General features: G+C 73.7%; 26 protein-coding genes. 7 read left to right on the forward strand and 19 right to left on the reverse strand.

The features are described 5' to 3' along the window. Positions 1-131: 131 nt before the first annotated feature. Entirely contained in the window at positions 132-725 is a 594-nt protein-coding gene (locus ACFVTF_RS36980; RefSeq protein WP_387818510.1) for a Uma2 family endonuclease, read from the reverse strand. Between the two features lie 149 nt (positions 726-874). Between ACFVTF_RS36980 and ACFVTF_RS36985 the strand changes: the two genes are divergently transcribed. Beyond that, positions 875-1,567, forward strand: coding sequence for an RraA family protein (locus tag ACFVTF_RS36985; protein ID WP_371519321.1), 693 nt, complete (start codon positions 875-877; stop codon positions 1,565-1,567). A 9-nt stretch (positions 1,568-1,576) separates the two neighbouring features. Here ACFVTF_RS36985 and ACFVTF_RS36990 read toward each other — a convergent pair whose 3' ends face one another. From ACFVTF_RS36990 to ACFVTF_RS37005, 4 genes are all read right to left on the reverse strand, one after another. Then, positions 1,577-2,065: a GNAT family N-acetyltransferase gene (locus ACFVTF_RS36990; RefSeq protein ID WP_363627942.1), complete on the reverse strand. Its 489-nt coding sequence runs from the start codon at positions 2,063-2,065 to the stop codon at positions 1,577-1,579. Between the two features lie 99 nt (positions 2,066-2,164). Continuing rightward, on the reverse strand, positions 2,165-3,127 hold the full coding sequence (locus ACFVTF_RS36995) for an SGNH/GDSL hydrolase family protein (protein ID WP_387818513.1): 963 nt from the start codon (positions 3,125-3,127) through the stop codon (positions 2,165-2,167). A 175-nt stretch (positions 3,128-3,302) separates the two neighbouring features. Continuing rightward, positions 3,303-4,562, reverse strand: a complete 1,260-nt coding sequence (locus tag ACFVTF_RS37000) for a TerD family protein (RefSeq protein WP_387818560.1) — start codon at positions 4,560-4,562, stop codon at positions 3,303-3,305. Between the two features lie 244 nt (positions 4,563-4,806). Continuing rightward, positions 4,807-6,156, reverse strand: coding sequence for a hypothetical protein (locus tag ACFVTF_RS37005; RefSeq protein WP_387818515.1), 1,350 nt, complete (start codon positions 6,154-6,156; stop codon positions 4,807-4,809). Between the two features lie 338 nt (positions 6,157-6,494). On the opposite strand from ACFVTF_RS37005, the gene ACFVTF_RS37010 reads away from it, so the two are divergent. After that, entirely contained in the window at positions 6,495-6,995 is a 501-nt protein-coding gene (locus ACFVTF_RS37010; RefSeq protein WP_387818517.1) for an SsgA family sporulation/cell division regulator, read from the forward strand. Here ACFVTF_RS37010 and ACFVTF_RS37015 read toward each other — a convergent pair. The 3 genes from ACFVTF_RS37015 to ACFVTF_RS37025 all read right to left on the reverse strand — a co-directional run bounded on the left by ACFVTF_RS37015 (position 6,914) and on the right by ACFVTF_RS37025 (position 10,225). Then, positions 6,914-8,437, reverse strand: coding sequence for a GAF domain-containing protein (locus ACFVTF_RS37015; RefSeq protein ID WP_387818519.1), 1,524 nt, complete (start codon positions 8,435-8,437; stop codon positions 6,914-6,916). The two genes, ACFVTF_RS37010 and ACFVTF_RS37015, sit on opposite strands and share 82 nt — an antisense overlap. Positions 8,438-8,678: 241 nt before the next feature. Then, a complete protein-coding gene (locus tag ACFVTF_RS37020) occupies positions 8,679-9,770 on the reverse strand; it encodes a M56 family metallopeptidase (protein WP_387818521.1) in 1,092 nt (363 codons plus the stop codon). Continuing rightward, on the reverse strand, positions 9,770-10,225 hold the full coding sequence (locus tag ACFVTF_RS37025; RefSeq protein ID WP_387818523.1) for a BlaI/MecI/CopY family transcriptional regulator: 456 nt from the start codon (positions 10,223-10,225) through the stop codon (positions 9,770-9,772). The genes ACFVTF_RS37020 and ACFVTF_RS37025 overlap by 1 nt, the downstream gene beginning before the upstream one ends. Before the next feature lie 115 nt (positions 10,226-10,340). Between ACFVTF_RS37025 and ACFVTF_RS37030 the strand changes: the two genes are divergently transcribed. From ACFVTF_RS37030 to ACFVTF_RS37050, 5 genes are all read left to right on the forward strand, one after another. Further along, complete coding sequence (locus ACFVTF_RS37030) at positions 10,341-11,009, forward strand: DedA family protein (RefSeq protein ID WP_387818525.1); 669 nt, start codon at positions 10,341-10,343, stop codon at positions 11,007-11,009. Continuing rightward, positions 11,006-11,677, forward strand: a complete 672-nt coding sequence (locus ACFVTF_RS37035) for a phosphatase PAP2 family protein (protein WP_371519329.1) — start codon at positions 11,006-11,008, stop codon at positions 11,675-11,677. The genes ACFVTF_RS37030 and ACFVTF_RS37035 overlap by 4 nt, the downstream gene beginning before the upstream one ends. A gap of 221 nt (positions 11,678-11,898) precedes the next feature. Continuing rightward, positions 11,899-12,414, forward strand: coding sequence for a pyridoxamine 5'-phosphate oxidase family protein (locus ACFVTF_RS37040; RefSeq protein WP_387818527.1), 516 nt, complete (start codon positions 11,899-11,901; stop codon positions 12,412-12,414). A 124-nt stretch (positions 12,415-12,538) separates the two neighbouring features. Continuing rightward, the gene (locus ACFVTF_RS37045) at positions 12,539-13,660 is read left to right on the forward strand and encodes a TIGR03364 family FAD-dependent oxidoreductase (protein ID WP_387818529.1); all 1,122 of its coding nucleotides are present in this window, start codon (positions 12,539-12,541) and stop codon (positions 13,658-13,660) included. Between the two features lie 11 nt (positions 13,661-13,671). Further along, a complete protein-coding gene (locus ACFVTF_RS37050) occupies positions 13,672-14,346 on the forward strand; it encodes a phosphonatase-like hydrolase (protein ID WP_387818531.1) in 675 nt (224 codons plus the stop codon). A gap of 58 nt (positions 14,347-14,404) precedes the next feature. Here ACFVTF_RS37050 and ACFVTF_RS37055 read toward each other — a convergent pair whose 3' ends face one another. From ACFVTF_RS37055 to ACFVTF_RS37105, 11 genes are all read right to left on the reverse strand, one after another. Further along, on the reverse strand, positions 14,405-15,019 hold the full coding sequence (locus ACFVTF_RS37055; protein ID WP_387818533.1) for a hypothetical protein: 615 nt from the start codon (positions 15,017-15,019) through the stop codon (positions 14,405-14,407). 162 nt (positions 15,020-15,181) lie between these two features. Next, complete coding sequence (locus tag ACFVTF_RS37060; RefSeq protein ID WP_387818535.1) at positions 15,182-15,745, reverse strand: hypothetical protein; 564 nt, start codon at positions 15,743-15,745, stop codon at positions 15,182-15,184. A 17-nt stretch (positions 15,746-15,762) separates the two neighbouring features. Further along, positions 15,763-17,358, reverse strand: a complete 1,596-nt coding sequence (locus tag ACFVTF_RS37065) for a hypothetical protein (protein ID WP_387818537.1) — start codon at positions 17,356-17,358, stop codon at positions 15,763-15,765. Positions 17,359-17,388: 30 nt separating this feature from the next. Next, positions 17,389-17,721: a WXG100 family type VII secretion target gene (locus ACFVTF_RS37070; protein WP_387818539.1), complete on the reverse strand. Its 333-nt coding sequence runs from the start codon at positions 17,719-17,721 to the stop codon at positions 17,389-17,391. A 230-nt stretch (positions 17,722-17,951) separates the two neighbouring features. Further along, the gene (locus tag ACFVTF_RS37075; protein ID WP_387818541.1) at positions 17,952-18,845 is read right to left on the reverse strand and encodes a hypothetical protein; all 894 of its coding nucleotides are present in this window, start codon (positions 18,843-18,845) and stop codon (positions 17,952-17,954) included. Then, the gene (locus tag ACFVTF_RS37080) at positions 18,842-19,513 is read right to left on the reverse strand and encodes a hypothetical protein (protein WP_387818543.1); all 672 of its coding nucleotides are present in this window, start codon (positions 19,511-19,513) and stop codon (positions 18,842-18,844) included. The genes ACFVTF_RS37075 and ACFVTF_RS37080 overlap by 4 nt, the downstream gene beginning before the upstream one ends. After that, positions 19,506-20,819 (reverse strand): putative T7SS-secreted protein, encoded by a 1,314-nt coding sequence (locus tag ACFVTF_RS37085; RefSeq protein ID WP_387818545.1) that lies wholly within the window; start codon positions 20,817-20,819, stop codon positions 19,506-19,508. Before ACFVTF_RS37085 ends, ACFVTF_RS37080 begins: the two co-directional genes overlap by 8 nt. Then, entirely contained in the window at positions 20,816-21,112 is a 297-nt protein-coding gene (locus ACFVTF_RS37090) for a hypothetical protein (protein WP_387818547.1), read from the reverse strand. Before ACFVTF_RS37090 ends, ACFVTF_RS37085 begins: the two co-directional genes overlap by 4 nt. 157 nt (positions 21,113-21,269) lie before the next feature. Continuing rightward, positions 21,270-21,758 carry a hypothetical protein gene (locus ACFVTF_RS37095; RefSeq protein ID WP_387818549.1) on the reverse strand — a complete coding sequence of 163 codons (489 nt, stop codon included), beginning with the start codon at positions 21,756-21,758 and terminating at the stop codon, positions 21,270-21,272. Positions 21,759-21,858: 100 nt separating this feature from the next. Then, the gene (locus ACFVTF_RS37100; RefSeq protein WP_363618628.1) at positions 21,859-22,179 is read right to left on the reverse strand and encodes a multidrug efflux SMR transporter; all 321 of its coding nucleotides are present in this window, start codon (positions 22,177-22,179) and stop codon (positions 21,859-21,861) included. A gap of 5 nt (positions 22,180-22,184) precedes the next feature. Beyond that, positions 22,185-22,940 (reverse strand): HAD family hydrolase, encoded by a 756-nt coding sequence (locus tag ACFVTF_RS37105; RefSeq protein WP_387818551.1) that lies wholly within the window; start codon positions 22,938-22,940, stop codon positions 22,185-22,187. Positions 22,941-22,973: the final 33 nt, after the last annotated feature.

The following is a 22,973-nucleotide window of genomic DNA, read 5'->3' on the forward strand; positions in this document are numbered from 1 at the left end:
GCAAGACGCTCGGCTGGGATACCCCAGCCGAGCGTCTACGTGATCTACTCACCGTCTGAAACCAAGCGGTGTTGCGACGACCCCTTGAACCCAAGGGGGGGTGCGGGCCGTTTGTCGCGTTCCCGGGACTTCTAGAGGAAGTCCTTGGTGTCCAACTCGAACTCGAACGGGGCGGGGAGGGCGAGCGGTTCGCCGAAGGCTGCCAGGTGCACCTCGGTGTACTCGTCGCGGTGGGGATTGCTGAAGAGGCTGACCTGGGCCCGCTCGCGGTCGATCAGGAGGTACAGCGGGATCGCGGCGCGGGCGTAGCAGTGGCGTTTGGCGATGCGGTCCTGGTCGGGCCTGCTGGAGGTGACCTCCGCGACCATCGCGACGCCGTCGGGCTCCATCCAGGGCGGCGCGTCGCGGAAGAGGCGAAGTTCCCTTGGAGCGAAGGTCGTATCCGGGATGACGTGGTTCTTCGGGCAGAGGCCGCCGCTCACCAGGCGGAGGCCCTTATGGCCCGATGCCTGCATGTGGACCTGGGACTTTGCTTTCACCTGGTCGATCAGCAGGTCGATGTAGTCCTCGTGGTTGCCGTCCGGCGGTGGTGCCACGATGATCTCTCCCTCGATGAGCTCGGCTCGGAAGCCTTCGGGGGAGTGCAGGCTCAGGAAGCTCTCCAGCAGGATGTCGGCCTGCGATGGGGAGTCCGTGATCGGTTGCTCATGCGCCACAGCACTCATGATGCCCCTCCTTCAGATATGCGTCACGCTATTCGGTGCTCGACGGAGTTATGCCGTGCACGGTTGGTTTTCACTCGATGGTGTGAGTTTGAGGCCCGGCATAGGATCTCGATGCTGATGAACTGGGGCTTTGGTGGGAGGAGTTGGGGATGCTGAAGGAGTTCGCGGGGTTGTCGACGCCGTTGGTGGCGGATGCGTGTGTGCGGTTGGGGGTGGGGCTCAGGGCGGCGCCGGTGGGGGTGGCGGCGGTGGTGGCCGGGGGGCGGGTCGCGGGGCGGGTGCTGCCGGTGCGGCACTACGGGAGCGTGGACGTGTTCCTGGAGGCGTACGGGGCGGCCCGGGACGGTGACGTGCTGGTGATCGACAACGGCGGGCGGACCGACGAGGCCTGCATCGGGGACCTCGCGGTGCTGGAGGCGCGGGCCGCCGGGGTCGCCGGGATCGTGGTGTGGGGGCTGCACCGGGACACCCCCGAACTGGTGGAGATCGGGCTGCCGGTGTTCAGCTACGGCGCGCTGCCGCTGGGGCCGGTGCGGTTGGACGGGCGGGAGCCGGAGGCGCTGGTGACGGCGCGGGTCGGGCCGCACCTGGTGGGCGCCGGGGACGTGGTGTTCGGCGACGCGGACGGGGTGCTGTTCGTCCCGGCCGACCGGGCCGGGGAGGTGCTGGAGACGGCCGCCGCGATCGCCGGGACCGAGCGCGCGCAGGCCGGGCGGATCGCCTCCGGCGACACGCTGCGCCGGCAGACCGCCTTCGACGAGTACCTGGAGCGCCGCGCCGCCGACCCGTCGTACAGCTTCCGGCAGCACCTGCGGCGGGTCGGCGGGGCGATCGAGGAGTAGCGAACTCCCCTACAGCGCACGGTGCATGACGTGCAGGCCGACGTAGCCGTCGACGGGGTGGTGGAAGGCTTCGGGGACGGTGCCGACGATGTCGAAGCCGAGGGACCGGTAGAGCTTCACGGCGTGGTGGTTGTTGGCGACCACGGCGTTGAACTGCATGGCGCGGTAGCCGTTGGCGCGGGCCCAGTCGAGGGTGTACTCGACCAGGGCCCGTCCGATGCCGCGGCCGTGGTGCGCCGGGTCGACCAGGTAGCTGGCGCTGGCCACGTGCGCGCCGTTGCCGGGGCGGTTGCGGGTCATGTTGGCGGTGCCGACGACCGTGCCGGCCTCGTCCACCGCGACCACCGTGCGATGGGGGGCGGCGAGCATCCACCACTCCCGGCCGAGGTCGGAGGACAGGTCGAGGGGGTAGGGGAACGTCTCGCCGGCGGCGATGACGGTGTGGAAGAAGGGCCAGACGGCAGGCCAGTCCTCGGGGGTGGCTTCGCGGATGAGCATCCGCTGAGCATGATCTGCGGGGGGAAGGGCCTGCCACTGGTTTTCGACCGGTCCTCGGTGCGCGGGCGCCTGCGGTGGGGCCGGCTGCGGTGCGGCCGGTCAGTTCAGGACGGCGTCCTCGACCAGGGTGGCCGCGTGGGCCTGGCCCTTGGCGTTGGGGTGCACCAGGGCGTAGTGCAGCGGGATGATGCTGGTCAGCACGCCGTCCAGCCAGTGGTCCTGGTCGCACACGCTGTGGCCGGCGGTGGAGGGGTAGAGGTCGACGAAGGTGTCGCCGCGGGCGGCGGTCCGCTGGGCGATGGTCGCGTTGAGCGGCTCCAGGATGGCCGTTCGTGCCCAGGCGAGGTCGCCGGTGGTGAAGGTGGCGAACTGCTCCAGGTTGCCGTAGGTGCAGCGGGTGGCGTCCTCGGGGACGAGGTGGGGGTAGCCGACGGCCAGCAGTCGCGCGGACGGGGCCTTGGCGTGCAGGGCGCCGAGCATCTGGTCGAAGTCGCCGCGCAGTTGGTTGAAGCGGTCGGGCAGGCTCGCGTCGAACTTGTCCTTGCAGGGCGTGCCCCGGCCGAGGTTCGTCGCGCCGAGTTCGATGCAGCTCTTGAGGATCTCGGCGAAGCCGAGGGTGTTGCCGCCGATCCCGACGGTGATCAGGCCGGCGCTCGGGGGGACGGCGTCGATCTGCGGCGGGACCGGCGCGAAGGGGGCGTCCGGGTCGGCGCCGAACGGCGGCAGCGGGCGGCCGGACGGGGCCCCCTTGGTCTGGTAGACGTCCTTGACCGTGGCGCCGCCGCAGCTGACGTTGCGCAGGTCGACCAGGCCGCGGAGGTCGTCGCGGATCACTTCGGGGTAGGACAGGGTGGTGCGGGCGCAGCCGTCGCGGGGCTCGGTCTCGGCGCCGGTGGCCTCGATGACGCCGGCGGTGTAGGAGTCGCCGAGGGCGACCCAGGTGAGGCTCCGGACGCGGTTGGTCGGCTGGGCGGCGGCCTGGGCGGCGGACGGGGTGACCAGGCCGGCGGTGAGTGCGACGGCGGTGCCGGCGACGGCGAGGCGGGACAGGAAGCGTGGCACGGTCTCTCCCTCAACGAGTGCGCGGGAGAGCGCGATTCACCCCCCTAGAGGTAAATCGAGTCGGTGGGTGGACGACTTGATCCCTCAGGAGGGTGAATTCGCGTGTGCGGTATTGACGTTGGGCCGATCGGCCCTGGGCGTCAGGGCGGGTCGGTGAGGGGTGGGGCGCGACGGTTCAGAGCAGGGCGGCGGACGGATCGACCATCGCCCGGGCGGTCTTGGCGTCGACGTACTCGCCGAGCGCGGTCATCACCCACTCGCCGGACGACTGCCGGACCAGCTTGCACATCACCACGCCCGTGTGCGGCTCGGAGTGGGTGAGGTCGAAGCGGACCAGCTCCTCCTCCGTCCGGGCGTCCAGCAGGCGGCAGTAGGCGTTCTTGACCTCGGTGAACCGCTGGCCGGAGAAGGAGTTGACGACGAAGACCAGGCCGGTGACCTCGGCCGGCAGGCCGTCCAGGTGGACGGTGATCGACTCGTCGTCGCCGGCTCCGCCGCCGGTGAGGTTGTCGCCGGAGTGGGCGATCGCACCCTTGAAGACGGTCAGCTTCATGAACCAGGCCATCTCCAGCTTCTTGCGCTGGGCGTCGAAGGCGAGGCAGGAGGCGTCCAGGTCGACGCTGCGGCCGCGGCCGGCGGGCTCCCAGCCGAGCGCCATCCGGACCGAGGAGAGGAACGGACGGCCGTTCTTCACCAGGGAGACCGAACTGCCCTTGACCAGGTTGACCCGGCCCTTGTCCAGGGTGACCTTGGCGGGGGCGGCCGGGGCCGGCGGGGCGACCGGGGGCGCGGGGGGCGCGGGGGGCGCGGGCGGGGTGGCCGCGAGGGCGATCCGCGGGTCGACGGGGGTAGCCGGGGGAGCGGCCGGAGGGGCGGGCGGGGCCGCGGGAGGAGTGGCGGGGACCGGGGCCGGGGCCTGGGCGACGGGGGCCGCGGCCGGGGAGTCGTCGACGGAGACGCCGAAGTCGGTGGCGATGCCCGCCAGGCCGTTGGCGTAGCCCTGGCCGACCGCGCGCACCTTCCAGGCGCCGCCGCGCTGGTAGACCTCGACCACGATGAGTGCGGTCTCCTGGCCCAGCTGCGGCGGGGTGAAGGTGACCAGGGCCTGCCCGGTGTCGGCGTCGCGGACGGTGGCGGTCGGCTCCATTCCGGCGAAGGTGGAGGACTGGTCGGCGGGGCTGGCGGTCACCACGATCTTGGTGATGCCGGCCGGGACGGCCAGGGTGTCGACGGTGATCGCGTCCGGCGCTCCGGCGGCGGCCGGGCGGTGGCTGACGCCGGGGCCGTGCGGGGCGTTGAAGAAGACGAAGTCGTCGTCCGAGCGCACCTTTCCGGCGTCGGTCAGCAGCAGACCGGAGACGTCCAGCGCCTTGGGCGCGGTGACCTCGACAGTCACCCGCGCGGCGGTCAGCGGGGCGTTGCCGCCTTGGGTCAGGACGGTGGACACGGACTCCTCCTCGGATGCGGAACGGCGGCCGGCCGGGGCCGCTGGGACCGCCGGGCCGGGTGCTGCCCACAGTAACGAACGGGCGCGTCGGGATGAGCCCGTCCGGGGCGGTGACCTGTCGGATCGTCGGACGGTACGGACGGTACGGACGGTACGGCCGGGCGGCGGGGTTGGGCGGCAGACCCTGGCGAGGCAGCGAGGCGGCAAGGTGGCGGCTCGTCGCGGCCGGAGGTCAGCGGGGGGTGAAGGCCGTCGGTGCGCCGGGGCGCGGCGGGAGCCCGGGTGCCTCGGGCACGGCGGGCTGCGGTGTGACCGGCTGTGGTGCGATCGGCTGCGGTGCGACCGGGCCGAAGGAGCCGAGAGCGGAGACCGCCCGGGGCCGGTCGATGCCGAAGGCGGCGGCGCTCCAGCTCTCCGCCGCGGCGGCCTTGCGGACCGGGCCGGACGAAGCGGGCCGACCGGACGGGAGCGAGGGGCCGGACGGGAGGGACGGGCCGGACGGGCCGGTGGGCCCCGAGGGGGCGGCGGCGGGGCGGGTGCCGCGCACGCCGAAGGCGTAGTGGCCGGGCGGGACGTCGATGCCGGCCGGGGTGGTGAAGCGGTAGACCAGGGTGCCGCGCTCCTGCTGGGCGGTGACGACCGCGCCGGGCAGGTCGGTCCAGGCGGCGCCGCTGCCGGGGGCCAACTCGCCCGGGACGAGGCGGAATTCGGCCTGAAATGCGGTGAGCGGCTCGGCGGCGGTGAGGTCGAGCTGGTGCCGGAGGCCGTCCCGGCCGAGCGGTGTGACCGTGGCGACGCCGGTCAGGGCCTGGCCGGCGTCCGGGTCGGCGTCCGGGTCGGGGGTGCCGGCGGTCGGGGCGCCGGTGCCCGGGACGGCCGCGCCGGGCGGCGGCGGTGCGGGCTGTGCCGGGACGGCCGGGCGGGGCCCGGGCGCGTGCGGCGTGGTCGGCGAGGGGGAGGGCGAGGAGGGGTCGGCCGGCTGCTCGGCGGCGGGCGCGACGGGCTGGGCCGACGGCGAGGGCGCGGCGGCGTCGGCCACTGCGGCGGGCTCACCGGTGCCGGCCGTCCGGGTGCCGGGGCCGTGGTCGGCCAGGGGTTCGGCCGCGGCCTGTCCGCCGGTGGGCTCCGGGAGCGCCGACCGGGTGCCGGGCGCGCGGGGAGAGGCGCTGGGCGAGGCGGCTGCGGCGGCCGTGTCCTCCGCCGCCCCCGGGCGGTGCGCCGAGGGGCTCGGTGCGGGCGGCCGGCCGGTGGCCGGGAGGTCGGTGGGGTTCGGTGCGGTGGGGTTCGGCGCGGTCGGGGCCCGGTCGGCGGCGGCCTCGGCCTGGTCGCCCGCGGCGGGGGTGGGCGGCGGGGTGGAGCCGACGCGCGCGACCCCGGCCCGCCGGCCCACGCCCTGCTGCTCGTTGAGCAGGAGGGTGGTGGCGATGCTGATGCCGACGACGGTGGACATCGCCATCGCGGCACCGGAGAAGCGCAGGGTGGGCAGCCGGAACCGGCCGCCGAACGGGCGCGGCCGCCCGTGCCGGCCGTGCCGTTCGGGTTCGTGCCGAACGTCCCGCGCAGTGTCCTCGCGCGCAGCCACCGGACCCCTCCCTCCCCGAAGTCGCCGTCGCGGTCGCGGTATTCTCCCATGCGCTGCCACCGGGCCGGCATCGGCCGCCCGGGGTCGGTCGGCCGGGGTCCGGGTGGGGCCCGCGCCGGGAGGGGGAGAGCGTACCAGCGGCTCGTCGCGGCCTGGACGGTTTTGATCCATTTCGTGGACACCCGTTCGAAGGAAGGAAGTTGACGATCCGTCTGATAAGTCGGTGACGGCGGACGGGCCGCCCGGCGGGGATTAATGCAACCTCCTTGCAACCCTTGCCCGCCCGGCCGGAAGTGGCTCAGGCTGAGGTCATCCCACGCCGTCCCGGAGAGACCGTCATGCCGCCCGACCCGCTGTCCGCAGCCTCCAGTGCACCCCTCGCCGCCACCCCCACGGGCGGCGATGGGGACGGCTCCACCGCCGCTCCGGCGGCGGTGGAGGAGGTGCTGATGCTGCGGATCTCGCTGGGCGAGGAGGTGGTCGGCGAGGTGCGCACCCGGTTCCGGTTCGAGGCCGCGCGCCCGTACGAGGTGCTGCTGACCTTCCATCTGGGGCGGCCCGACGAGGCCGACTGGGTGTTCTCGCGCGAGCTGCTGAGCGACGGTCTCCAGACGCTGAGCGGCCAGGGCGACGTCAAGCTGTGGCCGGCGTACTGCCCGTGCCACGGCTCGACGCTGCACCTGGCGCTCGAATCACCGCACGGCAGCGCCCTGCTGGAGGCCTCCAAGCCCCGGGTGCAGGCGTGGCTGGACCGTACCTACGCGCTGGTCTCCGCCGAGGTGGAGCGCGCCTGCGGCCCGACCGACGCCCAGCTGGCCGCGCTGCTCGCCGGCGGCTGAGGCCCGGTCGGGGCACCGGCGGGCCCGCGCGGCGGCGGGACGGGCACCGTACCCGGCAGCCGGACCGTCCCCGTGGCCAGCCCGGTCCGCAGCCGCCGGACGGCCGGGGCCGAGGAGGCCGGCAGCAGGTCGTACGGGTCGTCCGGCCCGTCCACCGTGACCAGCACCGACTCGGCGATGCGGTACGGCCGGTGGGCCAGCAGGCCGCCCAGGTAGCGGCGCAGCCGGGACAGCTCGGCGCGGACCGTCACCGTCCGGCCCGGGTCGCCGAACAGCGCCTCCGCGAGCTGCGCGGCCGTGCTGCCCTCGCGTCCGGTGGCGAGCAGGAGCAGCAGTTCGGCGTGGCGCGGGCTGAGCGGGTGCGACCAGCTGCCGGCCGTGCCCCGGACGGTCAGCTCCGGGCGGTCCTGGCGGCGCAGGTCGAGCCGGAGCCGGGCGCCCTCGGCCTGCTCGGCCTGTTCGGCCGTCACCGTGCCGGAGCCGTCCGCCCCGGGCGGCCGGACGGGGCGCACCAGCCAGCCGTCCGCGAGCGGTTCCAGGGCGCACTCGCCGAGGCCCGGCACCCAGTGCACGGCGGCGGTTCCCCAGCCGCCGACCGGCACCCGCAGCCGGCCGGGCGGCGGCAGCCCGGCCGCGGCGGCGATCCACCCGGCGGAGTCCACCACCAGGGCCGGACCGGCCACCCGGGCGAGCATGGGCGCGGCCAGGGTGCGCAGTTGGTGCAGCGCCTCCAGCCGGTGGGCGCGCAGCTCGGTCTCGGCGAGCCGGGCGGCGGTGGCGGTGAGCTGCAGCAGGTACGGGCGGACGTTGCGGGCCGGGCCGCTGAGGTTGATCGCGCCGACCAGCCGCCCGGTGCCCGGGTCGTGCACGGGGGCGGCCACACAGGTCCAGGAGTGGTGGCTGCGCAGGTAGTGCTCGGCGGAGTGGACGTGCATCGGGCGCTGGGCGCGCAGTGCGACGGCGATGCCGTTGGTGCCGACGCTCTCCTCGATCCAGCGGGCGCCGGTGAGGAAGCCGATCCGGTCGGCGCTGCGGCGCAGGGCGCGCTCGCCCTCCTGCCAGAGCACGTGGCCGTCGGCGTCGGCGATGGCGAGGAGCAGCGGGCTCTGGCCGACCGGCTGGAGCAGGGTGTCGCGCAGCACCGGCAGGACCGCGTCCAGGCCACTGGTGCGGCGGCGCTGCTCGATCTCGGCGGGGCCGAGGTGGACGGTGGCGGCACCGGCGTCGGGGTCGAGCCCGAGGCGGCGCAGCCGGGCCCAGGAGTCGCCGATCTCGGGGCGGGGTTCGAGCAGGCCGGGGGAGCCGGGGTCGGGGTAGGGGGGCTGGGCGAGTTCGCGGGCGGCGGCTTCGGCGAGGGTGCGGTCGTGGATCCTGGCCAGCTCGGCCGTGCTCGGCGTGGCGCGGCGTTCTGGTCGTCGGGACTGCCGTCCGGTCTGCCGCACTCGCGTTGCTCCTCGCCGCCGTTCGAGGCCGCGCCGGGGTCGACGCGCTGACGAAAGCGTACGGGGGCGGTGAGTGTCTGGGGACGGGGTCTGCCAACTCGGCATACCGGACGGTATGACCGTGGACATGCCGAGGTGTGATGACTGGCGGGGGCCTGGTGCGGGGCCCGACGAGGGCCTTGCGTGGGCCTTGCGCGGGCCTGGTGCGGACCTGGTGTGGGCTCGGTGGATCGTGCCGCGGTCAGCGTTCCGCGCCGGTGCCGCGCTGGGCCGCCTCGACGGTGTGGTGCAGGTCGGCGGTGGCCTCCAGGGAGGCGGCGGTGCTCAGCGCCAGGCAGGCGGCCAGCGCGATCGCGACCGCGCGCAGGCGGGTGCCGGTGGTGGCCGCCGGGCGGGGCTGGAGCAGGGCGGCGACCCGGCGCGGGACCGGCCCGGAGTGGGCGGCGGGGACGAGCCGGGGCCGGGCCGGCCAGGGGGAGCGGCTGGCGGCCAGGGCGGCCCGGCCGACCGCGCGGGCGGTCACGGCGCGGTCGCCGACCCGGGCCGCCGCCACCTCGTCGGCCCAGCGCTCCAGGTGGTACCCGAGGGGCGCGCGCAGCGGCCGCAGCGCCGGGTGGAGGTCGGCGGCGTGCTCGGCGAGGGCGAGGAAGACGTGGTGGCGGGCGGTCAGGTGGGCGCGCTCGTGGGCGAGCAGGGCGGCCCGCTCGGGCCCGCTGAGGATGCGCAGCATGCCGGCGGTGACCACGATCCGGCCGGGCTCGCCGGGCCGGCCGGGCAGGGGCAGGCGCCCCGGCAGGGCGAAGGCGTCGGCGCGCTCGTCGTCGAGGACGGCGAGCGGGTGCTCGCCCGGCTGGAGCAGGGCGCGGGCGCCGGCCAGGACGGCCTGCGGGGTGCGTGCCCGGCGCCTGGTGACGTGCCCGGGGCGTGCGTCCGGATGCCGGCCCTCGGCCGGCGTGGGGCAGGCCGGCGCGGCGCAGGCCGGGAGGGCGGCCCGGGCCTCGCGCAGTTCCAGCCGGTGGCGGCGGGCGGTGCGGACGGCCCGGGCGGTCAGCGCGGCGAGCACCAGACCGGCGGCGGCGGCCGCCACCGGCGCGTCGGGTGCGGCGGCGGTGAGCCAGGGCAGCGACAGGTGGCCGATCGCGGCGACCGGCGGGAGCTGGAGCAGCCCGGCGGTGGCGAGCAGGCCGAGCGAGCAGAGGGTGCCGCCGGCCAGCACGGCGGACGTCCCGGCGAGCATCCAGGCGGCGGCCCGGGGCGGCAGCGCGTCGGCGAGGCGGCGGGCCAGCGGGGCGGCCAGGAACGGCAGCAGCAGCGGGGCCCAGACGGCGATCATCACGATCCGGCCGCCCCGGGGGTGCCGTGGCCGGTGGCGCGGTGGCCGGGGGCGGGGGCGATGCCCGGGGTGGAGTCGAGGCCCGGGGCGCCGTCGCCGAGCAGGTCGCGCAGCAGCTGCTCGTCCTCGGCGGAGAGGTCGGAGACGAAGCGGGCGAGCACGGTGGAGCGGTCGGCCTCGCGGCCGAGCTCGGTGTGCATCCGGCGGGCGGCGAGGCCCGCGGTGTCCTGGACGGTCGGGGTGTAGGCGTAGGCGCGGCCGGCCCGGGTGCGCTCCACGGTGCCCTTGTCGTGGAGGCGGGCGAGGATCGTGGCGATGGTGGTGCGGGCGAGGTCCCCGCCGAGGGCCGACTGGACGTCCTGCGGGGTCATCGGCTGCCGGGCCGACCAGAGCGCGGCCAGCACCTCGGCCTCCAGCTCCCCGGCGGGCCGGCGGGCGGACGGTACGTCGGACATGGCGGCGCTTCCTCCAAGTTTCGTCTACAGTCATGTAGACCGTCTACGTCACTGTAGACGGTCGGGGCGGGTTCCGCTGTGAACCGCCCCCCAACGTACGGGAGGTCCGCCAGCCTTGCTTCAGTTCCTCGCCGATCCGGCCGCTCACCTCGCGGTGAACCCGCTGGACGCGTCCTCGCTGCTCGCCGCCTTCGGCGCACTCGGCATCGCCGTCGTGCTCTTCGCCGAGACCGGCCTGCTGGTGGGCTTCTTCCTGCCCGGAGACTCGCTGCTGTTCACCGCCGGCCTGCTGTGCGTGCCCGGCGCCACCAAGGGGCCGCAGCTGGAGCTCTACCAGGTGCTGCCCGCCGCCCTGGTCGGCGCGCTGGCCGGCGCCCAGGTCGGCTACCTGATCGGCAAGCGCGGCGGCCGTGCGCTGCTGCGCCGCACCGAGCGCAAGAGCCTGCTGCAGGGCGTCGAGCGGGCCGAGGAACTGCTGGGCAAGTACGGCCACGGCAAGGCGATCGTGCTCGCCCGCTTCATCCCGGTGGTCCGAACGGTGCTGAACCCGCTCTGCGGCGTGCTCGAGGTGCCGGTCCGCTCGTTCACCTTCTGGCAGGTGACCGGCGGCGCCGTCTGGACGGTCGGCGTCGTGCTCGCCGGGTACGGGCTTGGATCGTCGATCCCCAGCATCGACAGATATCTGCTCCCGATCATCGGTCTGGTAGTAGTTGTCTCCGTGCTCCCCATTGTTCTCGAACTGTTCCGCGCCCGTAAGGCGCACCGTCACGGAGGTGACAAGTGACGTCCTCCCGGGCTCTCGCCGTTTACGACGGCAGCGGCATCGACGGCAGCCTCTACACCCGGGTGAACGGGTGGGCGCAGGCCGCCCCGCACTGGCTGGACGAGCTGATCAAGGTCTGGTCGGCGCTCGGCCTCGGCCTGTTCGCGGTCTTCATGCTCTACGCCTGGTGGCGGGCGCGCGGCGCCGACTCGGCCGTGATGGCCAAGGTGCTCGCCTCGCCGGTGATCGTGGTCGTCGCGTACGGCGTCAACTCGGTGCTCAAGGGCATGGTCGAAGAAGTCCGGCCGTGCGCCCAGATCCCCGGCAGCGTCTCGCTGGAGACCTGCCCCGGCGCCGGTGACTGGTCCTTCCCCAGCAACCACACCGTGATCGCCTTCGCCGCCGCCACCGCACTCTGGTTCGCCGACCGGCGGCTCGGCTGGATCGCCGGGATCTTCGCGGTGCTGATGGGCGCCTCCCGGGTCTGGGTCGGCGTGCACTACCCGCACGACGTGGCCGTCGGCGCGCTGGTCGGCCTCCTGGTCGCGGTGGTGCTGGCGCCGCTCGCCGGCCGCTGCGGGCCGCTGGTGGACCGGATGCGGACGGGCGCGCTGCGCCCGCTGCTCGGCCCGGGCGCGGTGCCGGTGACGGCCGGCCGCCACGCCGCGTACGGGACGCGGCAGCACTGAACGGCGGGTGCCGACAGCACTGTTGGCGGGTGCCGGCGGCACTGGCGGCGAGACCCGACAGCGCTGATTCCGTAGCCTCCCCGTAGCCCGTCCGACCCTTGTCTGGCCGGGGTGGCGGGTAGAGCATGTGAGCCGGGCGTGGGGCCCCTTCGCGGGGAACCCGCCCGGCTCAGTCGTGCCGGGGCGCGGGAGCGCCGGGCGTGCCAGCGGAGGGAGTGCCAATGCCGTACCGACTCGACATCACGCAGGGGGACTGGCCGGGCGAGTCGCCGCACAAGGGCGTCGAGGGACTGCTCGCCGAGGCCATGGTGCTCACCCTCGCCACCGCCGGCCACGAGCACGGCCCGCACGCCAACCTGGCCTTCTTCGCGTACGACGGCGACCTCGTCCTGTACTTCGTCAGCGAGCGCTCCACCCGGCACAGCCACCACCTCGCCGAGGAGGCCCGGGCCGCCGCCACCGTCTTCCTGCCGCCGCCGGTCTTCGGCGAGCAGCTGCGCGGCCTGCAACTGGCCGGCGGCGCGAGCGAGGCCTGGGGGCGGCAGGCCGAGGCGGCGCTGGCCGCCTACCAGGGGCGGTACCCGTCCTTCGCGCAGGACGAGCAGGTCCGGCGGCAGTTCCTCACCGGGGGCGGGGCGGCGGCGCTGTACCGGTTCCAGGTGGAGGAGCTGACGGCGGTGGACGAGCCGAACTTCGGGCGGCGCAACTACCTGCGGGCGCGGGTGCTGCGGCCGTAGGTCCGGCCTGGCTCGGCCCGGTCCGGCCCGGCTCCCCGGGTTGTCTGTACAACTTTTCGGGCGATTCATCTGCGGGACGCTACCGGGACGCCCCCAGGACACCTGGGCGCACCAGCCTGGCCGCATGAGAGTCATCGTCGTAGGAGCAGGCGTGCTCGGCACCATGCACGCCTGGCAGGCCGTCGAACGCGGCCACGAGGTCGTCCACCTGGAGCGCGAGACCGAGGCGCGCGGCGCCTCGGTGCGCAACTTCGGCCTGGTCTGGGTCAGCGGCCGCGCGCAGGGCGAGGAACTGGACACCGCGCTGCGCGCCCGCGAACTGTGGGAAGGCATCGGCGCCCGCGTCCCCGACCTCGGCTTCCGCGCCAACGGATCGCTCACCGCGATCCGCACCCAGGCCGAACTCGCCGTCGCCGAACAGGCACTCACCCTGCCCGACGCCGCCGCCCGCGGCTACCGGCTGCTCGACGCCGACCAGACCAGGGCCGCCAACCCCGCCCTGCGCGGCGAACTCCTCGGCGCCCTGTGGTGCGAGCGCGACGCCGCCGTCGAACCCCGCACCGCCCAGCCCGCGCTGCGCGCCGCCCTCCAGGCCACCGGCCGCTACACCTTCCTGCCCGGCCGCGAGGTCCGCGACGTGATCGGCGAGAACGCCGTCCGCGACGACCACGGCGACGTCCACACCGGCGACCTCGTCATCCTCTGCACCGGCGCCTGGATCGGCGGCCTCGTCCGCGAACTCGCCCCGTCGCTGCCCGTGCGCAAGGTCCGGCTGCAGATGATGCAGACCGACCCGCTCGGCGAGACCCTCACCACCTCCGTCGCCGACGGCGACAGCTTCCGCTACTACCCCGCCTTCGCGGGCACCGCCCTGGACCGCCTCCGCGACACCCAGCCGCAGCCCGACATCGCCGCCGAACACAAGATGCAGCTGCTCATGGTCCAGCGGCGCGACGGCGGCCTCACCATCGGCGACACCCACGAGTACGACCAGCCGTTCGGCTTCGACGTCGTCGAGGACCCGTACGACCACCTGGTCGCCGTGGCCGAGGACCTGCTCGGCCGCCCCCTGCCGCGGGTCCGCCGCCGCTGGGCCGGGGTGTACGCGCAGTGCGTCGACACCACCCGGGTCGTCCACCGCGAACGACTCCGCGACGGCGTCTGGCTCGTCACCGGCCCCGGCGGCCGCGGCATGACCTGCTCCCCGGCCATCGCCGAAACCACCGCCGAACTCGCAAACCTGTAAGGGTAGTTGACATGTCCTTTGATATCCGCCTGGTCGTCCTCGACATGGCCGGCACCACCGTGGCCGACGACGGCCTCGTCGAACAGGCCTTCACCGCCGCCGCCCGGACGCTCGGCGTCGAGGCCGGCAGCCCGGGCTTCGGCCCCATGCTGGACCACGTCCGCGCCACCATGGGCGAATCCAAGATCTCCGTCTTCCGGCACCTCTTCGGGGACGAGGACAAGGCCCAGCGGGCCAACACCGCCTTCGAGGCCGCCTACCACGACCTCGTCGACGCCGGGCACTGCGCCGCCCTGCCCGGCGCCGCCGAAGCCATCGCCGAACTGCGCGGCCAGGGCCGGAAGGTCGTCCTCACCACCGGCTTCTCCCGGGCCACCCAGGACCGCATCCTCACCGCCCTCGGCTGGCAGTCCGTCGCCGACCTCACCCTCAGCCCCGCCGAGGCCGGCCGCGGCCGCCCCTACCCGGACCTCGCGCTCACCGCGCTGCTGCGGACCGGAGTCGAGTCGGTGCGGCAGATCGCCGTCGCCGGCGACACCGGCTACGACATGCTGACCGGCGTACGGGCCGGAGCGTCCGTCGTCGCCGGCGTGCTCACCGGCGCCCACGACGAGGCCCGGCTGCGCGCCGACGGGGCGACGCACGTGCTCGGCTCGGTCGCGGAACTGCCCGCCCTGCTGGGCTGATCGATCCCTCCGGGAGCAGGAAGTCGGCCCGGCCGACTTCCTGCTCACCGGGGCCAGGTCAGGACACCGGCCCGGCCGCTCCGCCGCCCCGCTGCCGGGCCGACTCGCGGCCCAGCCAGGCGACGGCGAGCATCAGGACGGCCGTCAGCCCGACGGCGAGCTCGAGATCCCGGGGAAGGCTGATGTCCTCCGGGCGCCGCGGGTCGGCGCGGCCGGCCGGATCGAAACGGACCGTCACCCGGTCACCGACCGCGAGCGCGCGCAGCCCCGTCGACAACTCGCCGCCGGGCAACGCGGTGCCGTCCTCGGCCGCGAGGTCGTACATCGAGGACGGGTGCTTCCCGGCGAGGCGGTCCGTCTCCCCGGTGACCCGGGCCGTCACCGTCTCGCCGGACAGCCGCAGGATCACGTCGTCCCGTGCCATGGCCACGGCCCCCGTCGCCAGGCCCGCGAGGACAACGGCGAACAGCGCCACCCAACAGCCCACCCACCGCCCCAGCAGCCGCACCAGACCCACCACCCAGGCCACCACCAGCACCAGCCCGAGCAGCGACGCGACGGCCCCGCCGAGGTAGGTGCCCGCGAGCACCAGCCCGAACGTCCCCACGGGGACGCCCAGGATCAGGACAGTGCTCAGCGCGGTGGCCCGGCTGCGGTCCCTGATCGTCCCCATGGCTCTCCCCGCGTGCGTCCGATCGGGCTGGAAGAGTACGACGCGTCCCCTCGCCCCCGGACACGGGGGCCGGTCGGGCGGGAGGGGGACTTCCTCGGCGCCGAGGAGGAAGAGGCAGGTATGGGCCTTCGTCAGGCAGGGTGCAGGGCCGCGAGCTATTGCTCAGCTGTTGTCCACCGGGTGTCCGCTGCGGGCCGCCAGCGCTCGGAACTCGGCCCAGGACTGCGCATCCAGGTCGTCGAGGACGCCGTCGTCGAGTTCGACGACGGGCTCCGGCGACAGGTGGGCGCGCCAGTTGCCGCGCTTCACCATCAGCATGCCGAAGTCGAGGAAGCCGTTGGCGAACGAGAAACCGGCGCCGCCGCGCTCGTAGACCCGGATCAGGGGCTCGAAGGGATCGGGCAGCGGACGCAGCACCGGCCCGGGGGCGTCACCCAGGGCGGCCCACTGGACGGCGGCCGCCGAACACTCGATCGCGTGCCACGAACCGGAGGCGTCCTCCACGAAATCCTCGATGTCGGAGACCACCGCCGGGTCGGCCCGCACGGCCGGCGCCACAATCGCCGCGAGATCGAAGAAAGGCCATTCGTCGGTTTCCCCGTAGGCATCGAGCCAGAGCGCGGCCCGTCGGAAGTACTCCTTCATGAGCGCCGCGCGAGAAAAGGCCCTCCGCTCCCCCTCCCGATAGGCCGTCCACTGGACGGCTTTGAGGCGGTCGACCATCAACTGAACATTTTCCGTGCTCACTTGAGATCATAACCTTTCTCGCGGAGTTGGGATTTAACGGCATCGACTACGATATCAAGGTTCGAGAGGTCTTCGGCGACGGCCCCGGTGGGCGCCTTGAGTCCGTAGAGCTTCCAGTGGTCGAGTGATCCGTCCGCCGACACCTCTCCCTCGTGATAGCTCCGCGGTGCCAGATTGTGTGCGCCGAAATGATCGGGGTGGACAATTGGCGCGCCCTCCGAGTTCCACGCGTCCGGATGGCTGGAAAGATAGGGGAGACCGGCTTCGAGAAGCTTGGCCTCGACATACTCGTGGGCGAGCGTTCCGCGCAGCGGTGGAATGCTGCCCGGTTTTATGAATCCGTTGACGGCGGCGTTCCAGGGTGTGGAGACCGCCGGGTCCGGTTCGAAATGGACGTTCTTCAGGACATTGTGTGCGCCCGGTCCCACCGGGACGTCATGCCGGTTGACCATGAGGTTGTCCTTGGCGACCTGGACGATCCGCGGATCGACACCGGTTTCCTTGGCGACCTCGATCACATCGTCCGTCCTGGTGCGGTAGTCCTCGTAGCGCTGCACGGCCCTCTTGTTCGGTGTGCCGGTCGGGTCGATCGCGTACGGGGTTCCCGATTCGGAGAGCCAGGGCTCCGGGCGGGCGCCGAGTCCGCCCTCCCAGCCGTTCGCGTCGGCCCCGGTGAAACCGGGGCGGCGCTTCGGAGTGCTGCCCCCGGGAGCTGCCGCGCTGCCGATGGCGCCGAGGATGAGGTCGAGGGGCATGACCGGGCCGGTTTTGAAGGTGGCGTCGTAGCCGTAGGCGAGGCCGGCGCCGGTGAGCATGCGGCCGGGGAGGGTGTCGGCGGCGCCCGCGGCCTTGGCGAGGCCGGCGAGGGCGACGGAGGCGTTCTCGGTGCCCTCGGCGGCGTTGGCGACGACGCGGCCGCCGGCGCCGAGGCCGCCTCCGGCGCCGCCCATCACGCCGCCGGTCTCGGCGGAGTCGGCGGCCTCCTGGAGGCTGTAGCCGCCGTCGTCGAAGAACTCGACGCGGATCGGCTGGGCGACGGCGAGGTCGACGGCGATGGCCTCGACGGCGCCGAAGACGACGCCGGTGAGGATGGTGGCGGCGATGGTGGCGACGGCTTCGGAGACGGCGACGCCGAGGCCCGCGGCGGTGGCGATGATGCCCGCGGCGGCGGTGCCGGCGGCGGCTTCGGAGATGCCGGCGGTGAAGACGGCGAGGGCGGTGCCGGCGACCAGGGTCGCGCCGACGATCGCGGCCTCCTCCTCAAGTTGCTTGAGGGCCTTGTCGACCTCGTCGGCGAAGGCGCGCAGGGCCTTGGCGAGGTTGCGGCAGGCGGCGGCGACATCGGGGAGCCAGCCCTTGCCGTTGCCTCCGTAGTACTGGCCCCAGAACTTGCCGAAGGCGTCGATGGCGGGGCCGTGGTTGTTGGCGACGATGGCGGCGGCGGCCTGGTGGGTGGGCGCGGTGACGTTGTCGATGGCGGTGGCCATCGTGTCCCAGGCGGCGGCGACCGTGCGGAGCCGGTCCGGGTCGGCGTCGGGCCACCACAGGCCGGTGACCTTGCGGACGATCTTCTCGGCCGCGGACTCACCCACGCGCCGGCTCCCTCCGCGGCGGGCGGCCGATCACGGCGTCAGGTCCTTGCGGACGTGGTCGTCGGCGTCGGTGTGGTTGTCGGCGTGGGCGTTCAGCCCGTCGTGGATGCTGGTGAGGCCTTTGACCAGGGTGTCCAGCGCGGAGAGCACGTGGTCGTGCGGGCCGTTGTAGGCCTGGGCGAACTCCTTGCCCTGCTTGTCGTCGCCCCACGGGCTGCCGGCGGCGGCGAGGCTGTGCCTGAGCGTGTCGAGGGCGTCCTTGAGGGCCTTGCTCTGGGCCTGGAAGGTCGGCGCGGCCGCCTTCAGGTCCCCCGGCCGGATCTTGAACTCCGGGCCGCCGGCTTTCGCTCCGTCATCTGCCATGGTGTTCCCCCCCGTACTGTCCGTGTGTCATGAGCAGTGAGGAGTGAGATGCCCGTTCGGAGCGGCAGGGTTGCCGAGCGCTGGTGTGACGGGCGTCACGCCGTGGCGGGCCGGTCGGATCGGCCTCGCGTCGGCCGGGGACCTCGCCAGCCAGTTCGGTCGAAGCGAGGTCCCAGGAGAGGACGATGAGGTCGGCGTGCCGCTGAGTCGGCGGCGTGCCGGGTGGTCGGTCAGAGGAACAGGGCGAGCGCGGTGAAGACGAGACCGACCGCGAGGAGGACCAGGCCCTGGGGTTGTTTCCGGTCCTCGTCGCGGACGAGCGCGCCGAAGGCCGCCAACCCGGCAAGGGGATAGGGGATCGCGACCATCAGGGCCAGGCCGAGACGGCTCTGGACGAGCAGGAAGCACAGGAGCCAGGGCACTGAGACCGCCGTCGCCGCCGCGGTGAGCGGCAGCCCGTCGAGTCGGCGCATGCGCTCGCGCCACGGTCCGGCCGGGCGTGGCTCCCTGGGCGGCTTGCTGCTGTCGTAGGCGAACCACAGCAGGAACAGGGCGATGCCTGCGTTGATTCCGATCGCGCTCCACAGGGAGGCTGGGGAGTCGGCCTCCCCGGGCAGCTTGGGGGCGACCCGGCCGGTCGGGTCCATCCGGACGGTGGCGTAGTCGCCGGGGCTGAAACGTCGGCTGTCCGGTTTCAGGGACCCGCCGGGGACCTCCTCGCCCTGCGTGGAGAGGTCGTAGGTCCGCTTCGTGCCGCGGATCGACTTGTCGATGTGCTCGGCGATGACCATCGCCTTGACGTCCCGCCCCGAACTCAGCAACTGGTTGTGCCAGGCGTCGGCGCCCGCACCGGTGGCGATGAGGACGGCGAAGAAGACGAGGACCAGCCCGGCGCTGACGTCATTGCCACCGGGGTCGTTCCCCGGTCCTCTCAGCTTCGCGAGTCCGACGCCCGTCGCGACCATGTAGAGCGCACCCAAGCCGAAAGCCAGGAGGGTGCCGACGTAAACGAACGCGAGGACGATGCCGACGGACAGACAGGTCAGGACGGCGACCAGGACGGCACCGCGGCGGAGCCAGTGCGGCTTGCTCCCCGCCTCCGGGGCGGGCTGGGCGAGTGTCACCCGAAGGCCTTTCGGATGTTGTCCCGCCGCTCCGGCGACAGGGCGTTCTGTGCTTCTTCGAGCGGAGGGTAGAAAGAGATCCCGCTGATGGCGGCGCCCACCAGGACCGACCACCCGTCCCAGTAGTCCAGGTGCCGGGTGGTGAAGACGACGGCCAGCACGTGAGGGCGCCACGGATGCGGGAACAGGGCTTCCAGCAGGCGGACGGTGACGACGCCCGATCCGGGCAGGCCGTAGACCGCTCCGGACAGGGGCACGGCCAGGTCGCGGACGGTCACGGTGGCACGGCCGAGCGGGAAGTCGAGGACGTCGACGTCGGCGTCCGGCCAGGCGGCCGCGAGCTCCTCGGCGGCGCGCTGGGGGTAGGTGCCCGGGACGCCTCGCTCCTGCTCGCGGAGGAACAGGCTCAACATGCCCTGGACGATCGCGCCTTCCTCGGTCTGCACCAGGCAGTTGGAGACGTGGACCGCACCCTCGCGCAGCTGCGCCTGGAGGGCGAGTTCGGCGGAGATGGCGATGCCGAGCTTCTGTCCCGGACCGGCATCGGTGAGCGCGTCGAGTCCGTCCACGATCCGACTCATGCGGTCGCCCGGATCCTCGGACAGGTCGATGCTCGTGAACCCTTCGGGCAGGGAGAGCCAGAACGACGGGGCGGTCGTGTCAGTCATGGCCGACTCCCCACACACCGGTGACGATCGCACTGCCGGCACCGAGCAGCCCGGGTACGATCCGGCTCTTCCCGCTGCCGCCGATGGCGGCTCCGGCACCATTGAGCGCGGTGCCGCCTCCCGTGGTGTAGTTCACCGCGGCGCTCAGCCCCGGGCTCGGGTTGTCCTGGGTGAGGCCCCAGGCGGTGGGGGCCGTCAGCGCGACGCCACTGGCTGCCTGCACGCCGTCGGAGACGTTCATCGCAGCGGCCTTGGAGAGCCCGAGTTTGATGGCGGGCTTCTCGATGGCCGTCGTGAAGACCGGGCTGGCCGGGTCCATCGCCCTGGCGGCGGTGCGGATCTCGGTGGCGCCGGCGCTCACGGCCTTGACCCCGGTTCCGGTCGCACGGGCGCCCCGGAACGCGGTGACTCCGCCCTTGATGAGTGCTCCTCCGGGGAGCGCCCCGAGGAGATCACCGGCGAGGGTGAGGTCGTTGCCGAGGTTCGCCATGCTGGTCGGCATCAGTCCTTTGACGCCGTACTGCTTCGCGTGCCATCCGGCTGCGCCGACGCTCAGCAGGATGGCGGGCAGCGCGAACGCGGGGCAGAAGATGGCCGCGACGCCGCAGATGCCCGAGGCCACCGTCAACAGGTCCGCGCCGTGCTTGCTGAACCAGTTGCCGACCTTGCTGAGCCAGCCGGGCTCCGGCGGTGCCTTGCTGTCGGCGGCCTTGCGGATGGCGGCCGCGGTCTTGTGGGCGTCGGACTTGTGGCCCCCGGCGAGTTCGTGGGCCTGCTTCTGGAGCTGGGTGAGGTCGGTGGCGGCGCTGCTGACGAGTGCGGCGGCCGCGTCCAGGTGGGTCTTCGCCTTGGTGTAGCGCTGTTCGGCGGCGGCGAGGGCGGCGTCGTCGGGGAAGGTCCGGCCGGCGAGCTTGAGGTCGGGGGCGGCGGCCGCGGCGGTGTGCGCCTGTTCGGCCTGCTCCTTCTGCTGCTTGGCGGCGACCGCGGCGCGGGCCAACTCGGCGGCCTTGGGCTGGTGTTCGGTCAGTGCCTGGTACCAGACGTCGAGGGCCTGGTAGGCGGCGGTGATCGAGTCGGCGGCGTCCTGGAGGTACGTGGGGAGCTTGCCGAACTGGCCGGCGAAGGCCTTGGCGGCCTCGCCGGTCCACTGGCCCTGGTCGGCGGAGAGCTGCGAGAGCGTGGTGTGGACGTCGGTCAGGTGCTGGCCCACCCGGCGCAGGCTCCCGCTGAGGCCGGTGACCGCGGCGGCGTCGCCGGGGGTCGGGTCGAAGCCGAGGCCGGACCAGTCCGGCGCGGGGCCGGTCACGAGCGCCCCTGGGGGGTGAGGGCCTTGGCGGTGTCCTGCTCGGTGCTGTCGTAGCCCTGCTGCACCTTCTCCAGGCCCTCGTCGAGGATCTTGACGCACTCGCGGACCTTCTTCAGCCCGTACTCCCACGTGCCCTGGAAGTGTCCGCAGGCCTCGTCGAGGAAGTCGTAGCCCAGTCCGCTGCGACTCGCTTCCTTGAGCGCCTTGAGTCCCTGGTCGAGTTCGTCGCCGCAGCCTTTGAGGTCCTTGGCCAGCTTGGCGAGGAACTCGGTGCTGACCGTGAAGTCGGCCACTGCTCCCCCGATGTGTCGATGGCGTGACCGGCCGAGCATAGCCGCAGTCGGTGCGCGGACGATCCGTTGTGAGCGGGTGCTTCACGGTGCGGTGACGGGATCTTGACGATGCGCCAGCATGCGGCGGCGGCAGGGAGGCGGCCGCGCGCCGTCGGGCTCAGCGGCGCCAGAAGCCGCGCTTCTTCGGGGTGACGAGCTTCGCCACCGCGGCGACGAACAGTTCGGCGACGGGGGAGGGGCCTTCGCCGTGGTTGAGGTGGCCTTCGGAGGACCACTCGCCGAGGACGGTGCCGGGGCTGCCGTCGAAGGGGTTGACCGCGTGCTCCAGGGTCACGTAGCGGACGGTCTTGGTGCCCTGGGGGTGGACGGCGGCGACGAAGTGGGCCTCGGTGGCGCCGGTCGGGGTGGGGAGGGTGACGAGCAGCAGGGGGTGGCCGTCGGCCCGCAGGTGCCGGCAGTCCAGGCCGTGGCTGGGCAGCCGGTCCTCGGGCGGGAGGGTCTGGCCGAGGTTGTCCCAGATGCCGGTGAGGACGGGCAGCAGGCTGCCGCCGGCGTCCGGGACGGTCAGCCGCGGGCCGAACTCGAGGACCTGGCGGGCGAGCTCGCGGTGGACGAAGCGGTAGTGGTGGGGTCGTGGATCGCTCATGGGGCCCACGGTAGCGAACCGCTCGGAGCGGGCAGTCGGCACATCCGACTTCCCGCTCCGAAAGGGTAGTTGACCAGCACCGAAGGCCGGTGGCGGCCCGTCAGTGACTGTTCTTGAGGTTGAGCACGACGACTCCGACGATCACCAGGGCGATCCCCAGCCACTGGAGGCGTCCCAGCGATTCGCCGAAGGCGACCACGCCTATTCCGGCGACCGCCGCCGTCCCGGCCCCGGACCAGACGGCGTAGGCGACCGAGACCGGGATGTGCTTGAGCGCGCGCCCGAGCAGTACGAAGGACAGCACGTAGCCGACCGCCACCCCCACGCTCGGCCAGAGGCGGGTGAACCCCTCGGTGAGCTTGAGGCAGCTGGTCGCGCAGACCTCGCTCAGGATGGCGAGGGAGAGCAGGAGATAGGGCATGCCGGTCAAACGGCCCGGGCGGCGCCGAGCTTCCCCAGCAGGGCGAGGTCGGCCTGTTCGAGGCTGGCGAGCAGGGTGATCCGGCCGCCGTCGGGCATCGGCGTCGCGGTGGACGGCACGGCGAGCACGGCGCAGCCGGCCGCGGCGGCGGAGGCGACCCCGGTCGGGGTGTCCTCGACGGCGACGCAGGTGGCCGGGTCCAGGCCGAGCCGTTCGGCGGCGGCGAGGTACGGGTCCGGTGCGGGCTTGGTGCGCGGGGTGTCCTCGGCGGCCAGGGTGACGGCGAACCAGTCCCGGCCGATGGTGGCGAGGACCAGGTCGACGACCCGGCGCGGGGAGGCGGAGACCAGCGCGGTGGGCACCTGGGCGTCCCGCAGGGAGGCCAGCAGGGCGAGCGCGCCGGGGCGCGGGACGGTCTCGGCGGCGACCTTGGCGGCGAAGGACTCGCCGAGCCGGGCGGCGAGTTCGGCCTCGGTGAGGGGGGTGCCGCTGACCTTGTGCAGGTGGGCGGCGGTGTGCTCGACGGCCTGGCCGAGCACTTCGGGGGCGTCCTGGTCGGTGAGCGCGTGGTGGAGCTCGTCGGCGAGTTCGGCGGCGGCCTGCCACCAGAGCTGCTCGGTGTCGACCAGGGTGCCGTCCATGTCGAACAGGACGGCGGCGGGGCGGGGGGCCTCGGGCGCCGGGGCGCCGGGGGCCAGGGGGCTGGGTGTCACGGAGGATTCGGGCGTCAGGGCGGAGTCGGGCGTCAGGGCTTCAGGCATGGCGGTACCTTCGGTGGTTCATCAGATGGTGCT

The organism is Kitasatospora sp. NPDC057940 (assembly GCF_042887425.1).
GTDB lineage: Bacteria > Actinomycetota > Actinomycetes > Streptomycetales > Streptomycetaceae > Kitasatospora.

Excerpts from the sequence above, each read along its gene's own strand:
- ACFVTF_RS37095 (WP_387818549.1), bottom strand. The coding sequence starts at position 21,758 with ATGAGCGATCCACGACCCCACCACTACCGCTTCGTCCACCGCGAGCTC.
- ACFVTF_RS37020 (WP_387818521.1), bottom strand. The coding sequence starts at position 9,770 with ATGATCGCCGTCTGGGCCCCGCTGCTGCTGCCGTTCCTGGCCGCCCCG.
- ACFVTF_RS37045 (WP_387818529.1), top strand. The coding sequence starts at position 12,539 with ATGAGAGTCATCGTCGTAGGAGCAGGCGTGCTCGGCACCATGCACGCC.
- ACFVTF_RS36985 (WP_371519321.1), top strand. The coding sequence starts at position 875 with ATGCTGAAGGAGTTCGCGGGGTTGTCGACGCCGTTGGTGGCGGATGCG.
- ACFVTF_RS37025 (WP_387818523.1), bottom strand. The coding sequence starts at position 10,225 with ATGTCCGACGTACCGTCCGCCCGCCGGCCCGCCGGGGAGCTGGAGGCC.
- ACFVTF_RS36980 (WP_387818510.1), bottom strand. The coding sequence starts at position 725 with ATGAGTGCTGTGGCGCATGAGCAACCGATCACGGACTCCCCATCGCAG.
- ACFVTF_RS37010 (WP_387818517.1), top strand. The coding sequence starts at position 6,495 with ATGCCGCCCGACCCGCTGTCCGCAGCCTCCAGTGCACCCCTCGCCGCC.
- ACFVTF_RS37040 (WP_387818527.1), top strand. The coding sequence starts at position 11,899 with ATGCCGTACCGACTCGACATCACGCAGGGGGACTGGCCGGGCGAGTCG.
- ACFVTF_RS37055 (WP_387818533.1), bottom strand. The coding sequence starts at position 15,019 with ATGGGGACGATCAGGGACCGCAGCCGGGCCACCGCGCTGAGCACTGTC.
- ACFVTF_RS37080 (WP_387818543.1), bottom strand. The coding sequence starts at position 19,513 with ATGACTGACACGACCGCCCCGTCGTTCTGGCTCTCCCTGCCCGAAGGG.
- ACFVTF_RS37070 (WP_387818539.1), bottom strand. The coding sequence starts at position 17,721 with ATGGCAGATGACGGAGCGAAAGCCGGCGGCCCGGAGTTCAAGATCCGG.
- ACFVTF_RS36990 (WP_363627942.1), bottom strand. The coding sequence starts at position 2,065 with ATGCTCATCCGCGAAGCCACCCCCGAGGACTGGCCTGCCGTCTGGCCC.
- ACFVTF_RS37050 (WP_387818531.1), top strand. The coding sequence starts at position 13,672 with ATGTCCTTTGATATCCGCCTGGTCGTCCTCGACATGGCCGGCACCACC.
- ACFVTF_RS37105 (WP_387818551.1), bottom strand. The coding sequence starts at position 22,940 with ATGCCTGAAGCCCTGACGCCCGACTCCGCCCTGACGCCCGAATCCTCC.
- ACFVTF_RS37100 (WP_363618628.1), bottom strand. The coding sequence starts at position 22,179 with ATGCCCTATCTCCTGCTCTCCCTCGCCATCCTGAGCGAGGTCTGCGCG.